Annotated in this window: 13 protein-coding genes; 1 reads left to right on the plus strand and 12 read right to left on the minus strand. The window is 70.6% G+C overall.

Annotated elements, in window-relative coordinates; all coding sequences use genetic code 11:
* Together ACIRP7_RS06765 and ACIRP7_RS06770 are read right to left on the minus strand one after the other, a co-directional pair.
* A complete protein-coding gene (locus tag ACIRP7_RS06765; protein ID WP_403654761.1) occupies positions 1–702 on the minus strand; it encodes an alpha/beta hydrolase in 702 nt (233 codons plus the stop codon).
* A 102-nt stretch (positions 703–804) separates the two neighbouring features.
* On the minus strand, positions 805–1,368 hold the full coding sequence (locus ACIRP7_RS06770; protein ID WP_403654763.1) for a hypothetical protein: 564 nt from the start codon (positions 1,366–1,368) through the stop codon (positions 805–807).
* Positions 1,369–1,690: 322 nt separating this feature from the next.
* Here ACIRP7_RS06770 and ACIRP7_RS06775 point away from each other — a divergent pair, with 322 nt between their 5' ends.
* A complete protein-coding gene (locus ACIRP7_RS06775) occupies positions 1,691–2,122 on the plus strand; it encodes a protease inhibitor (RefSeq protein ID WP_403654765.1) in 432 nt (143 codons plus the stop codon).
* Between the two features lie 143 nt (positions 2,123–2,265).
* On the opposite strand, the gene ACIRP7_RS06780 is transcribed toward ACIRP7_RS06775, so the two are convergent.
* From ACIRP7_RS06780 to ACIRP7_RS06825, 10 genes are all read right to left on the minus strand, one after another.
* Positions 2,266–2,472: a CDGSH iron-sulfur domain-containing protein gene (locus ACIRP7_RS06780; RefSeq protein WP_352384887.1), complete on the minus strand. Its 207-nt coding sequence runs from the start codon at positions 2,470–2,472 to the stop codon at positions 2,266–2,268.
* Positions 2,453–3,139, minus strand: a complete 687-nt coding sequence (locus ACIRP7_RS06785) for a HemK2/MTQ2 family protein methyltransferase (protein ID WP_403654767.1) — start codon at positions 3,137–3,139, stop codon at positions 2,453–2,455. Before ACIRP7_RS06785 ends, ACIRP7_RS06780 begins: the two co-directional genes overlap by 20 nt.
* Positions 3,140–4,153: an iron-containing redox enzyme family protein gene (locus ACIRP7_RS06790; RefSeq protein WP_403654769.1), complete on the minus strand. Its 1,014-nt coding sequence runs from the start codon at positions 4,151–4,153 to the stop codon at positions 3,140–3,142.
* 57 nt (positions 4,154–4,210) lie between these two features.
* Positions 4,211–4,381, minus strand: a complete 171-nt coding sequence (locus ACIRP7_RS06795) for a hypothetical protein (RefSeq protein WP_403654771.1) — start codon at positions 4,379–4,381, stop codon at positions 4,211–4,213.
* Between the two features lie 23 nt (positions 4,382–4,404).
* Positions 4,405–5,415, minus strand: coding sequence for a Ppx/GppA family phosphatase (locus ACIRP7_RS06800; RefSeq protein ID WP_403654773.1), 1,011 nt, complete (start codon positions 5,413–5,415; stop codon positions 4,405–4,407).
* 157 nt (positions 5,416–5,572) lie between these two features.
* Positions 5,573–7,075, minus strand: coding sequence for an MFS transporter (locus ACIRP7_RS06805; RefSeq protein WP_403654775.1), 1,503 nt, complete (start codon positions 7,073–7,075; stop codon positions 5,573–5,575).
* A 133-nt stretch (positions 7,076–7,208) separates the two neighbouring features.
* Positions 7,209–10,022: an NHLP bacteriocin export ABC transporter permease/ATPase subunit gene (locus ACIRP7_RS06810; RefSeq protein ID WP_403654777.1), complete on the minus strand. Its 2,814-nt coding sequence runs from the start codon at positions 10,020–10,022 to the stop codon at positions 7,209–7,211.
* A 1-nt stretch (position 10,023) separates the two neighbouring features.
* Positions 10,024–12,246: an NHLP family bacteriocin export ABC transporter peptidase/permease/ATPase subunit gene (locus ACIRP7_RS06815; RefSeq protein WP_403654779.1), complete on the minus strand. Its 2,223-nt coding sequence runs from the start codon at positions 12,244–12,246 to the stop codon at positions 10,024–10,026.
* Positions 12,243–13,049 carry an HlyD family efflux transporter periplasmic adaptor subunit gene (locus tag ACIRP7_RS06820; RefSeq protein WP_403654781.1) on the minus strand — a complete coding sequence of 269 codons (807 nt, stop codon included), beginning with the start codon at positions 13,047–13,049 and terminating at the stop codon, positions 12,243–12,245. Before ACIRP7_RS06820 ends, ACIRP7_RS06815 begins: the two co-directional genes overlap by 4 nt.
* A 196-nt stretch (positions 13,050–13,245) precedes the next feature.
* The gene (locus tag ACIRP7_RS06825; RefSeq protein ID WP_020117167.1) at positions 13,246–13,461 is read right to left on the minus strand and encodes a hypothetical protein; all 216 of its coding nucleotides are present in this window, start codon (positions 13,459–13,461) and stop codon (positions 13,246–13,248) included.
* Between the last annotated feature and the right edge of the window lie 732 nt (positions 13,462–14,193).

A 14,193-nucleotide genomic window follows, 5' to 3' on the forward strand; every position in this document is an offset into this window, starting at 1 on the left:
TCAGGAGGGGGTGGCCGCCGCATGCTCGGCGAGGATCGCGGCCAGCTCCCGTGGCCGGGAGAACATCGGCCAGTGGCCGGTGTCCATCTGGACCAGTTCCCAGCGCTCGCTCTTCAGCAGCTCCGCCACCACGGGCATGGGTTCCTCGTCGTCGAGGAGGCACTTGATGTAGGTCGCCGGAAGCTCGCCCAGGGGACGGGTGAGGACGGCGGGTTCGGTGAGCGTCGCGCCCGGGTGCGGGGACGAACGGTCGATGATCAGGGCGATCTGCTCGTCCGTCAGACCCTGGCCGGCGTAGTAGTCGGCGCCCACCAGCGGCCAGAAACCGTCGTTGTCCTCGATCTCCTTGCGGACGTGGTCGCTCGGCCACCCCGACAGGAACGACTCCCCGTCGACGGGCACGCCGGAGTCCACGAACACCACCCGCGCGAGCCGGTCGCCGATCCGCTCGGCCGCCTGGCCCACGGGCACGCCCGCATAGCTGTGCCCGACGAGCACGACCTCGCGCAGGTCCAGCCGCTCGACCTCGTCGACGATGTCCCGCACATGGGTCTGCTGTCCCGCCGGGACCCCCCGCTTCTCCGCGAGGCCCGACAAGGTCAGCGGATGGGCCTGGTGCCCGGTCGCCCGCAGCTCGGCCGCGACCTCGTCCCACGCCGACGCTCCGAGCCTTGCTCCTGCCACCAGCACGAAATGAGTCATGCCCGCAACGTAGCCGACGGCACCGACAACGCCCTTCCGCGGTGCGCGAGCCGGCAACGTCCGCTTCGCCGACCGCGGTTGAAGACCTTGGGCGCGTCCGTTCTATCCCTCTTCCGGGTCCCCGGTGGTGGAATCGGCCACCCCCTCGGTGTCCGGCCCCCGCTCCCGCACCCGCTGGACGTGTTCCAGGGACTCCCGCAGCTCGGCGAGCCAGTCGTCGGTGTGCCGCTGGACCAGCCGGACGCACCAGGCGAGCGCGTCACTGCGGCTGCGGGCGACCCCGCCGGCGATGAGGGTGTCCAGGACCTGGCGCTCGGGCTGGCGCAGCCGGGTCATCACGGGCGCGGCCACATGTGTGAACAGGGCCCGCTCGCCGTCGCACTCCACGCCCCAGGAGACCTTGCGGCGGAACGCGTGCTCGGCCTCGCGGGCGACCTCGACGCGCTCCTCCCGGGTGCGTTCCCGGAACTCCTGGATCCGGCCCTGCACGGCCGCCTCCCGCTCGGCGGCCGAGACGTCTCCGCTGAGCCGGGGGCCGGGGATGCGGCCGATCACGGTGATCTCCTCGCGGTCGACCAGCACCTCGACCAGGGCCTCGAAGAGGTCGTCGGGCAACCGGCCGGTGAACCAGCCGCGCAGCTTCTCTCGCTGTTCGTCGGTAATCATGTAATGACGATTACTCCACTGCTTCATGAACGCAAGAGGTCGCGACGGAGTGCGCCGACGGCTGAAGCGGAATGTTTCAGGCCTATTGCCGAGAGGGGGTAATCAGGCCATCCGGCCGGATCGGGCGATCAAGAACCGCGCGGTTAAAGGGTTCAGTTGTTCGGATGATGTGACTTCACGCCACTGATTCAACACGCAAGGTTACTGAAAGCTGTGGGGTCGATGTGAAGTTGCGGCCAGGACTCGGCAGACTCGCGCTCGCCGCTCCGGCACCGACCGAGTCGGAGGGCACACCCTCGAATCCAGCGGAAGGATGCACACAATGCGGAACACCGCGCGCTGGGCAGCGACCCTCGGCCTCACGGCCACCGCCGTCTGCGGACCCCTGACCGGGGCCGCCCTCGCCGAACCGGCCGCCGCCTCAAGCCTCTACGCCCCCTCGGCGCTCGTGCTCACCCTCGGGCACGGAGAGAGCGCCGCCACCGTCACCCCTGAACGTGCCGTGACCCTGACCTGTGCCCCGACCTCCTCGGGCACCCATCCGGCCGCGGTCCAGGCCTGCGCCGAACTGCGCGCCGTGCAAGGGGACTTCGACGCTCTCGGGGCCGGATCGGACGCCCTGTGCACCAGGGAGTACAACCCCGTGGTGGTCACGGTCGACGGCGTCTGGCGGGGCAAGCGCGTCTCCTACGAGCGCACCTTCGCCAACGAGTGCGTGAAGAACTCCCACGGGACGAGCGTCTTCGCGTTCTGAGAGACCGGGATCGCGGGGGACCCCGTGACCTGCCCGGGGCCGGTGGCTGGGGAGTGCCGCCCCTTTCACGGAACCCCGTGATCCCGCACCGAGGGCCGGCGGACGGAGTGGGGCCGTCCGCCGGCCCCCTCGGTCACTGCCTGTCAGCGCGTCCGCTCCCGGTGACTGGTGTCGCACCACGGATAGCGACGACTGCGCCGACAGGTGCACAGGGCGACCCGGAAGCGGTCGGAGGCGACCGTGGTGCCGTCCTCCAGCTCCACTTCCACGGGGCCCTCCACGAGCAGGGGACCGCGGTGCTGGACCCGGATGCGGCACGGCCGCTCGGAGTCAGAGGGGGAGTTCGGCACGGACGACCACCAGCTCTTCCTTCTCGTCGGCGGCGGACAGCAGACCGCGCTGACGCAGCCATTCCTTCCGCGTGCGCAGCACCGGTCCGAAATCGATGCGGTGCCGGCGGGTCACGGCGGCTTTGAGGCCGGCCGCGCGCAGATGTTCCACCGTCCGCCCCGAGTCGCTCAGTTCGGAGTGCACCATCAGCAGCACCCCTCCGGGGCGCAGCAGTGCGGGTGCCTCCCGGCAGACGCGGTCCAGCACGAACCGCCCGTCGTGGCCCGCGTCCCAGGCCCGGGCCCTGCCGCGCGGCGGACGAGTGCCGGTCGGCGCCGGTACGTACGGCGGATTGGTCAGGATGAGGTCGAACGACTGGTCCCGCACGGGAGTGAAGAGGTTTCCGCGCCGGACCCGGACCGGCAGACCGGTCAGCCAGGCGTTCGCGCGGACCGTGCACACCGCGCGCCACGACACGTCGACCGCGGTCACCCGGCTGCCCCGGCGAGCCGCCTGGAGAGCGAGGGCGCCCGTCCCGGTGCCCACGTCCAGAACGTCCGCGCCGGGCGGCAGCGGCTCCTCGGACAGGGCTCCGGCCAGCAGCTCGGTGTCCTCCTGCGGGCTGTAGACACCGGGGAGGACCAGAGGAGGAATCAGTGATCTCACGTCGCTCAAGTACCCCGACATTCAGGAAATATGGTGGATTTCGGAAGCCAGCGGCCTGACCAGGGACGAGCGTCCGTCCGCCCAGTCGCGCAGCAGGCGGTCGGCGAGCCGGTCCTCGACGTGTCCGGTGACGTCGATACCGAAGGCGACGTCGGCGGCCAGCTGCGGCTCCTCGGCCAGCAGACCGCCGATCACCTCATGGCGTACGACCTGTTCGTGGACGGCGTCGGCCTCGACGTGCTCGTCGTAGAAGTGCTCGGCGGCCGGTCCCGCGCCGGTGCGGCGCATCGCCTCGGCCAGTCGCCGGGAACCGGGGGAGGAGGTGATCTCGACCGCCGCGAAGTGGCCCACGAGAGCTCCGCGCAGGCTGCGGTGCAGGCCCAGCAGGGACATGAGGTTCACCGTCGCGAGCATCTCCGGGCAGGCCGCGTCCAGATAGTGGCCGTACGTCGTGTCCAGGCCCAGGTCCGTCATCAGGTTGGCGAAGAGGAGAGCGTGGACGCGGTCGGGGCGGCCGCCGCCGAACTCGTCGTACTCGATCGCCGCCATGCCCGCCTTGGCCCGGCCCCACAGCCGCGGCAGCACCCACGCGTGCGGGTCGGCCTCCTTGAGGTGGTAGAGCGAACGCTGGGCCGCGTACTCACGCACCTGCCACAGTTCGCCCTCCTTGCTCAGGAAGTGACTGACTCCCGTGCCGTCGACCGGCTCCACCAGGAGCTCGGCGAGCGCGTCGTCGACGCTGTCGTGGACCGGGGTGTCCCTGCGCAGGGCGGACAGAAAGCGGCTTTCCAGGTCCGCCCTGGTGCGCAGCAGGTCCGGGTCCCACTCGTGGTCTCCGGAGACGCCCGCAAAGCCGCGGTAGTGCAGTTCGTAACAGATGTAGAGGGCCAGCTGGAAGTCGTCGCCGTACACGTCCGCCGTCGCGACGGTCTCGTGACGCGGCAGCGGGCCGACGCCGAGCAGATACTCCTGGACTGCGGCGGAGACCGGGCCCCGGGCCGGCGGCAGCTGTGGTTCTCGAGGGTCCTGAGGCATGGCCCCCGGGTACCCGGGCGGCGGAGGATCACCCTCCCCCACCCGGGCCGTCCAGGGTCACTCTCCTGCGGATTCGTCCTGGGCACGCTCATTGGGGGTGGTCGCGTCCCCGCCCTCACCCCGGTGCGTCCGCTGCTCGTCGGAGTCCCTCACGCGCTTCTCGGTGTCCTCGAACTCGTGCAGCACCTCGTCCAGGGCGGTGTCGGGCTTCTGGTTCTTCTCCGGCACGGCTGTCTCCTCGCTCTTCTCGTTCAGGTGGTGGCGGTCGCGATACGCAGGGGCACCGGCTCGGCGGGGACGGTGTTCTCCTCGTTGCGGCGGGCGATCTCCGCCCACCAGGAGGCGCCGTCCTCGATGTGCCGCAGCAGGACCCCCTCGCGGATCGCCCAGGGGCAGATGGTGACGGTCCTGATCCCGGTGAGTTTCATCGCCGTGTGGCCCACCACGGCACCGGCCAGGCTCTGCGAGGCGCGTGGGGCGGAGATGCCGGGCAGTTCGGCCCGCCGGGCGGCCGGGATGGCGGCCAGGCGCTCGACGGCCTCCCCCAGGTCGGCGCGGTGCATCCGGCGTTCCACGAACGGTCCGCGCCGCCCGGGCGGGGTGCCGCACAGCCGTCCCAGCTGCTCGAAGGTGCGTGAGGTGGCCACGGCGGTGCGCGGTCCCTCCCAGCGGATCCGTGAGGCCACGTCCCGCAGCTGGTGGCGTACCTTGCGGCGCAGATCCCGCATCGCCTCCGGGGGTGGCGGGTCCTGCCCTTCGAAGAACTCGTGCGTCAGTCGGCCCGCGCCCAGCGGCAGCGAGGCCACGTAGTCCGGCAACCGGCCGCGCCCGAAGGCCACTTCGAGCGACCCGCCGCCGATGTCGAACAGCGCGAGCGGCCCCGCGCGCCAGCCCATCCAGCGCCGCGCCCCGAGAAACGTGAGCTCCGCCTCCATCTCGCCCGGCAGGGTGTACAGCCCGATGCCGGTCCGGGTGCGGACGGTGCGCAGCACCTCCTGACGGTTGGGCGCGGAGCGCACGACCGCGGTCGCGAAGGCAAGCGGTCCGGCCGCACCCCACTTGGCGGCGGTCCGGCCGGCTTCTTCCACCGCCTCCACCAACCGTTCCACGGCCTCCTCGGGGACCGGACCGCCCGGCCGCACATGATCGGCCAGTCTCAGCCGCCACTTCGCCGTGTGGACCGGCAACGGCACCCCGTCCTCGGCGTCCGCGACCACGAGCCGGACCGTGTTCGAACCCACATCCACCACGCTTATCCGCATGGCCCTGTGGGTACCCACCGAGAGCCCCTTCCAACGCCCGCCGTCCCCATCGGGCGTCGCTCTCAGCCACGGGCAGGGCACCGCCCGTCGACAGGGAAGGGCCGCCGTCTCCCTGCTGACGGCGGCCCCTCGGACCTAGCGGCTCCTGCTGCGGTTACTACATGTGTACGACGGGTGCGGCGTCCGCGTCCTGCTCCGGCACCCCGCGCCGGAAGAGCAGGAAGGTGATCAGCGCGCCGACGGCGAAGAGACCGGCCGACCACCAGAAGGCGGTGGTGTAGCTCTCGATCGTCGCCCGGGCCTGGACCAGCTTGTTCGTCGGGTCCTTGCCGGCCAGGTAGTCGGTGGCGGCGCTCGCGGCCAGTGTGTTCAGCAGTGCGGTGCCGATCGAACCGCCCACCTGCTGCATGGCGTTGACGGTGGCGGAGGCGACTCCCGCGTCCTCGGCCGCGACCCCGCCGGTGGCCAGCTGCATGGCCGGCGGCATGACCAGGCCGAGGCCGAAGCCGGTCACGATCAGCTGGGGCAGTACCGCGGACAGGTAGCTGGAGCCGACGCCGATCCCGGTCAGCCAGGCCATGCCGGCCGCGGCGACGGCGAAGCCCAGCGGGATGACCACCTTCGGCCCGATCCGGGGGACCAGCATCGTGGTGCTGACCTGGGCCGCGACCATCAGCGCGGCGACCATGGGCAGGAACGCCGCACCGGTCTTGGTCGGGCTGAAGCCCAGGTTCAGCTGGAGGTAGTAGGTGAGGAAGAGGAAGACGCCGAACATGCCGCCGCCGGAGATCAGCACGGCCAGGAAGGAAGCGGCGCGGTTGCGATCCAGCAGGATGCGCAGCGGCAGCAGCGGGTGTGCGGCGCGGGTCTGCCACCAGGCGAAGGCGGTCAGCAGCAGACCGCCCGCGACCAGGAAGCCCCAGGTCTCGGGGGAGCCCCAGTCGTGCGTCTCGGCGTTGGAGAAGCCGTAGACCAGGGAGAAGAGGCCGGCGGCGACCAGCAGCGTGCCGGGCACGTCGAGCTTGGAGTTGGCGGCGTCACGGTGGTTGTGCAGCAGCAGCCAGCCGCCCGCGAAGGCGAGGACGGCGATGACGACGTTGACGTACAGCGTCCAGCGCCAGTCGAGCGCGTCGGTCAGGACACCGCCGAGCAGCAGGCCCACCGCGCCACCGGCGCCGGCGATGGCGCCGTACACGCTGAACGCCTTGGCCCGCTCGCGGGCGTCGGTGAACGTCGTGTTGAGCAGGGAGAGCGCGGCCGGTGCGAGGAGCGCGCCGAAGGCGCCCTGCAGGGCACGGGCGGTGACCAGCATCTCGAAGTTGGTGGCGGCACCGCCGAGCGCGGAGACGGCCGCGAAGCCGACGACACCGATGAGGAAGGCCGTCTTGCGGCCGAAGAGGTCGGCTATCCGCCCGCCGAGCAGGAGCAGGGAGGCGAACGCCAGGGCGTAGGCCGTGACGATCCACTGCCGGTTGCCGTCGGAGAACCCGAGGTCGGCCTGGGCCGAGGGGAGGGCGATGTTCACGATGGTGGCGTCGAGGACCACCATCAGCTGGGCGAGCGCGACGACGGCGAGGATCCACCACCGCTTGGCCGAAGCGTCGGTCGGCGCCTCGACGGCGCCCTCCGGCCCGCTGTCGGTCACAGTCTTCTGGGACATGGGAACAACTCCAGGGAAAGTCGGCCGGGCTCTTCCGGTTCATAAACGAAACGGTTTCGTACGCGACGAGGCTAGACCATGCCGAGCGAAACGGCAACGTTTCGCTGAGGGGGTGGCGGCGACCCGGGCGCCGCTACGCCATCTGCCGCCGCACCAGCTCGTGCAGTCGCCCGCCGGTGTCCGCGAGGAGCTGTGCAGGCGGGCCTTGCTGGGCGACCCTGCCGTTCTCCATGACGATCACGCGGTCGGCGTCCAGCACCGTGGACAGCCGGTGGGCGATGACGATCCGAGTGGCGTTGAGGGCCTTGGTGGACTCGATGACCGTGCGCTGGGTGTCGTTGTCCAGGGCGCTGGTCGCCTCGTCGAAGAAGAGGATCCGCGGCCGCCGGATCAACGCCTGGGCGATCATGAGGCGTTGGCGCTGGCCGCCGGAGATCGCCCCGCTGCCCGAGACGATGGTGTGCAGGCCCATCGGCATCCGCTGGATGTCCTCCGCGAGCCCCGCCATCGCGGCCGCCGCCATCGCCTCCTCGGGTGTGTAGGGCTCGGTGCCGCAGATGACGTCCAGGATGGAGCCGGTGAACGGCTGGGCGTGCTGGAGGACGACACCGCACTGCCGGCGCACCGCCGACTGGTCGAGGGCGGCCAGGTCCTGGCCGTCGTACAGGACGCTCCCGGAGACCGGACGGTCGAAGCCGATCAGCAGTCTGAGCAGGGTCGACTTGCCGCAGCCGCTCGGGCCGACGATCGCCACGAACTCGCCCGGCCGGATCTCGAAGGACACGTCGTCGAGGATCAGGGGACCGTCGTCGGAGTACCGGAAGGAGAGCTTGCGGGCCTCCATCGCCCCGGTCAGCGGGCCCGGCCGGGTGCTCGCCGTGCGCACCTCCGGCTGCGCCTGAAGGACCGGCTTGATCTCCTCGAACAGCGGCAGCGCGGACACCGCCGAGACGAAGGCACCGGTGAGCTGGGTGACCGCGGTCAGCAGCATCGTCACCGAGGTGTTGAAGGTGAGGAACTCCGCCGCCGACATCGAGCCGCGCGCCGGGCCCGCCAGCAGCATGAACATCAGCAGGGTGCACAGCGGGAGGTAGACCGAGCCCATCACCGCGGTGAGGTTCTTGATCCGGCCGACCTTCTGCTGGAGTTCGCGGCTGCGGGCGAACTCCGAGGCCCAGGCCGCGTACGCGTAGTTCTCGGCCGCCGCCACCCTGAGCTTGGGCAGACCCCGCAGGGTCTGGAAGGCCTGGTTGTTCAGCTTGTTGCTGAGCACGACCAGCCGCCGCTGCCAGCGCACCTGCCACAGTCCGAGGCCGAGGAAGCCGGCGGCGATGACGACGAGCATGCCGATCGCCGCCATCGCCATCGGGACGCTGTACCAGAACAGCAGGCCCAGGTTCATCGCGCCGACGGTCACGGACTGGGCGACGGTGGGGCCGAGGCCCGCCATCATCCGGCGGATCGAGCTGATGCCCATGGCCTGACTGGCCAGTTCACCGGTCGAGCGCTCGGTGAAGAACTTCGTCGGCAGCCTCAGAAGACGGTCCCAGACGGCCGGTTGCAGGGTCGCCTCGATACGGCCCTCCAGACGGAGCATGGTGAGGTTCTGCAGCAGCATGAAGGCCGCCGTCACCACCCCGCTGACCATCACGGCCAGACACACCTGCACGATCAGCGCGGTCTGCGCCCTCGGCACGAACTCGCCGAGCACCTTGCCGGTCGCGATGGGGACCAGCGCGCCGATCGCCACCGTCACCAGACCGCTGAGCAGCAGGTTCGTCATATCGCCGCCCGTGCCGCGCATGCTGAACCGCAGCAGGCCGAGCGGACTGAGCCCCCGGTCGGGCAGCGGGCGGTAGAACATCACCGCGCGCGGCTCGAACTCCTCCGCGTTGTCCTTCTCGATCGGCGTCTCGCGGCCCGTCGCCGGATGTACGGCCACATAGCCGCCGCGCCGCCACAGCAGTGCGACCGGCGTGCCCGACAGGGCGCGGTGGCCCACCAGCGGGCCGACGTTGTCGCGCCACCAACGACCGTCCAGGCGCACCGACCTGATGCGGACGCGGGAGGCGAGGGCGATCCGCTCGACCGGGTCGAGGCGGTCGCTCTCGGTGCCGCTGTGCGCGTTCTCGGCGAGCGGGATCCCGGCCGCGTCGGCGACCAGCTTGCAGGCCGCGTAACTCGCGTCGGCGTCGGCCGTCGTCGCGCGCTGCTTGGACTTGCCGATGGAGGCCAGCAAGGTCCGGTCGGCCTGGGCGCGCACGGCCTCACCGGCCTTGATACCGGCGGCCGTCCTGGTCTCGTGGGTGCGCTCCAGCTGCTCGATCCAGCGGTCCAGCGTGGTGAGCAGCCGGTACTGCTGGTCGACCATGGACTGCCAGACCGCCGGATCCATCAACAGGTCGGCGGCCGCCTCCGCGCCGTAGAGCGAGCCGTACTGCACGCTGCCCGGCGGCACCTGCATCCAGAAGACGTCGTCGTCGGTCGGGGCGGCGGCCCGCTCGTCGGCCATCGGTGCCTGGAAGAGGATGGACAGGCTCCGGCCCACGCCGAGCGCGAGGGCGTACTCCAGCGGGCTCGTCGTCGGCGGCACGTACTGGGGGTTGCCGTACGCGTCGTACGACCACGTCTGGGTGTGCGCCGGTTCGTACAGCTCGCGTAGGCCGATGCGGTGCACCACGCAGTCCCTGAGGGGCCTCGCCACCAGGGTGTGCTCGGGCCCCGACACCGGTCCGAGCAAGAGCGCGCCCGGCTCCAGGCGGCCCAGGTGGTGCCAGTGGCCCTGCTGCCCGGCGTCCACCGCGAACAGGTCCACGGCGCCCGACACGACCAGCCAGAGCACCTGCGGCCCTTCGAGGTCGATACGGCTGAAGCCTGCGCAGTCGACCCGCGTGCCCATCTGCCCGAGGGCCCCCAGGACCACATCGCCTTCGTGTGCGGTCGTCATCTCACCGTTCCCTGACCAGCGCCGCGTACGCGCCGCCGCGCGCCACCAGTTCCTCGTGCCGCCCGCGTTCCACGATCGTGCCGTGCTGCAGTACGACGATCTCGTCGCTGTCGCGCACGGTGCTGAGCCGGTGCGCGATCACCACACAGGCGCAGCCGCGCCTGCGCAGGTTGTCCATGACGACCTGCTCGGTCTCCGCGTCCAGCGCGCTGGTCACCTCGTCGAGGACCAGGATGCTGGGCCTGCGCACCAACGCCCGTGCGATCTCCAGGCGTTGGCGCTGGCCCCCGGAGAAGTTGCGGCCGTCCTGCTCGACCCTGCTGTGGATGCCGCCGGGCCGCCGCACGACCACGTCGTACAGGGCCGCGTCCCGCAGCGCCTCCACCACGGCGTCGTCCGGGATCGACGGGTCCCACAGCGCCACGTTGTCGCGGACCGAGCCCTCGAAGAGGAAGACGTCCTGGTCGACGAAGGACACCGAGGCGGCGAGCGCGCCGCGCGGAATGTCGTCCAGGCGCTGTCCGTCGATGCGGATCACGCCCTCCCAGGGCGCGTACAGGCCCGAGATCAGCCGGGACACGGTCGACTTGCCGCTGCCGGAGCCGCCCACCAGCGCCACCTGCTGCCCGGGGCCGACGGTCAGGTCGAAGCCGGTCAGCAGCGGCTTGTCGAGCGGGTTGTAGCCGAAGGTGATGTTCTGCAGCTCGACATGGCCGTGCAGCCTGCGGGTCGAGTCGCCGGCGCCGGGACGGCCGTAGAGCGGATCGGCCTTGAAGTTCTCGACGTCCTTGAGGCGGGCCACGTCGGCCGCGAAGTCCTGGATGCGGCCGGCCACGCCGTTGAGGCGGGTGATCGGCGCGGTGAAGCGGGTGACCAGGGCCTGGAAGGCGACCAGCAGACCGACGGAGATGCCGCCCTCGATGGCCCGCATGCCGCCGATCCACAGGATGAGGGCGCTGTTGAAGGTGGCCAGCATCGGGGCGACCACGCCCAGCCAGGCGCTCGGCACCCCGAGCCGCTGCTGCTCCTCAAGCGTGGTGGCGTGCTGACCGGCCCACTTGCGGAAGTAGCCGTCCTCGCCGCCGGTCGCCTTCATCGTCTCGATCAACTGCAGACCGGTGTAGGCGGTGTTGGTGAGCCGGGCGCTGTCGGCGCGCAGCTTCGCCGTACGCGTGGCACGCAGTCGGATGACGACCCGCATGGCCACCACGTTCAGCAGGGCCACACCGATGCCGACATAGGTGAGCTGGGGGTCGTAGCTGTAGAGCAGGATCGCGTACAGGACGACGACCACGGCGTCGACGCCCGCCGCCGCGAGGTCGCGGGCCAGGGTCTCGGCCACCTGGTCGTTGGACTGGAGGCGCTGCACCAGGTCGGCCGGGCTGCGCTGCGAGAAGAACGTCACCGGGAGGCGCAGCAGATGGCGCAGGAAGCGGGCGCTGGACAGCGTCGAGGAGATGATGCGGCCGTGCAGCAGGTTCGCCTGCTGGAGCCAGGTCAGCGCCAGGGTGAGGGCCACGCACGCCCCCATCGACGTGAACAGCACGCCGAGCAGCGAGGTCTGACCACCGATCAGGAACATGTCGATGTACGTGCGGCTCAGCGCGGGGGTGGCCGCGCCGACCAGCACCAGCAGCAGGCTCGCCAGGACCGCCGTCGGCATGGTGCCCGCGGTGCCGCGCAGCCGGGCCGGCATCGCGCCGAGGACCCCCGGCTTGCGGCCGCCCCGGGTGAAGCCCTCGCCGGGCTCCATCACCAGGACGACACCGGTGAAGCTGCCGTCGAAGTCCTCCATCGGGACGAAACGGCGGCCCTTGCCGGGGTCGTTGATGTAGACGCCGCGGCGTCCGAAGCGGCGGCCCATGCCGTCGTAGACTACGTAGTGGTTGAACTCCCAGAACAGCACCGCCGGGCTCTTCACCTCGGCGAGCGCGGCCGTGTCCATCTGCATGCCCTTGGCCGTCAGACCGTAACTGCGGGCAGCCTTCAGGAGGTTGCTGGCGCGTGAGCCGTCCCGGGAGACACCGCAGGCGATGCGCAGCTCCTCCAGCGGGACGTGCTTGCCGTAGTGGCCGAGCACCATCGCGAGGGAGGCCGCGCCGCACTCCACTGCCTCCATCTGCAGCACGGTGGGCGTACGGACCGTCTTCGCCCTCCCCGTGGGGACCGGGCGCTTGGGCGGGGCCGAGCGGCGCCTGCTCCGGGTGTCCTGTGCGGTGCTCACGGCAGCAGCCAATCGACGGGACGCTGATCGGCCAGCCGGATCGAACCCGAGGCCACGGTCATGGAGGTGAGGGCGAAGGGCGGGCCGTCCGCGGACGACCACCGGTAACCGCTCTTGGTCTTCTCGGACTTGTCCAGCTTCACCAGGACCGCGACCGGCCGGCCGTCCTTCGTGAACTGCTCGCCGAGCTGGCTGTCCCCGAGGAAGGCGGCGATCTGCTGCGCCGACTGGGCGGAGCGGTCCACCGACTGCACATGGCCGCGCAGCACGCCGTACTCCTGGGTGGGCACCGAGGAGACGGTCAGGTCCACGGCGGCGTTCACGGGAATGGAGGCCGCGTTGTCGGCGGGCACGTACACCGTGGCGTACATCGGGTCGGAGGCGTGGGCGACCTTCTCCACGGCGGCGACGTTCGCGCCGGTCGAGATGATCTGCCCGATGGTGGCCGCCAGCGCGGTGAGCCGGCCCGCGGCGACCGTGCGGACGACGGTGTCGCCCTCGGACGTACGGACCTTCAAAACCGGGGAGTTGGCGGCCAGCTGAGTGCCCTCCTTGGCGATCACCTGCGTGACCTGGCCAGCGACCGGGCTCTGCAGGATGTAACTGCCCTGCCCGTGCGTCAGGATGGCGGGCGCGCTCACCGTGGAGGCCACCGAGCCGGTCACCGCCCACACGGACGCGGCGGCCATCACGACCACCGTCACCGACATCACGAGCCAGCCCTGGGGCCGGGCGAAGCGCACCGGAAGGTCGAGCTCCTCCGGTGACTGGAGCTTGGCGAGGGCCTGTTGGCGGAACTGCACGGGTCTTCCCTCACCTGCGAAAGCTGCGAACGCTGTGAATGCGGCGAATTCTGCGAAAGCGGCGAATTCTGCCCACGACAAAGGACCGACTCGCGCGAGCCGGCCGCATTACGGCACCCAAGAGTCCCGGAACCGCCGGTGTGCGGCTCCGGGACGGGTCGACCACATGACAGTGATCAGATCACGGAGAACGTGATCAGAGACCGGCGACCAGGCCGGTGACCGGGGCGGTGTTCAGGCCGGTCACACCCTCGACCGTGCCGACGACCGTGTTGACCAGGCCGGAAACCGGGGCAACGCCGTCCACCAGGCCGGTGACGGTGCCGAGGGCGTTCAGCTGCAGGCCGCCGGAGACGTTGTCGAGGTCGGCGTCCGAGATCTCGACGGTCTCAACCTGGGGGGTGGAGTTCATGATGGAACTTCCCTTCGTATGGGTATTTCACAAGGGGGGAGCGGCCCCCTCTGGGGACAGATGACGGCCGCAATCGCATGGCGCCGGATCCCGTTTCCGGGAAACCCAACGGCCCTGCGGTGCGATGGATCAAAGCACGCTGCGGCTCCGCCCTTCCAATTAACCACCCGTCTCACCAGGCAACTTGAGTCACAGAAGCCCCTATCCGTGTGGGCCTGCGCACGCCTTGGTGGCGACTTCTTCACAAGTGATGTCGCGGCGGCGTGAACGGGCCCTTGCCGTCGCCATGGCGAATGCGACACACCTCGCCAATGACGTGGGCGGCGGTCCGCACTTGTGCAGAACTCCCGGTCCCGGTGACCTGGTTGCGCATTCGATGTGCAGATTCGCTGAAGAGGGGATTCGGGACGGCATTCACAACGGACCGTTGCCGTCCGCTTGCTGAGCGTGTCGGACCGGCTTGGTGACGACCGACTCGATCAGGACATCCGAACGCGGCGTCGGCGGCGGTCATCGGGGCATGGCCCGACACCGCCCTGCCCGCCCGAGCCAACCCCTGTGACCAGTGTTCCCACCCGCCGCCCACCCGGCACGGCCCGTGGCCGAATCGGCGTGGCAATCGGGGCGCAAAGAAACGGCATTGAACGCCCCGCGCACACCATGCGTACCCATGGCCATCCAGGCGCCCCGAACAACCGACTGCCGTACGGCGGTTACAGACTCCGGTCCCCC

Origin of the sequence: Streptomyces sp. NPDC102270 (genome assembly GCF_044766405.1) — a bacterium.
Taxonomy (GTDB): Bacteria; Actinomycetota; Actinomycetes; order Streptomycetales; family Streptomycetaceae; genus Streptomyces.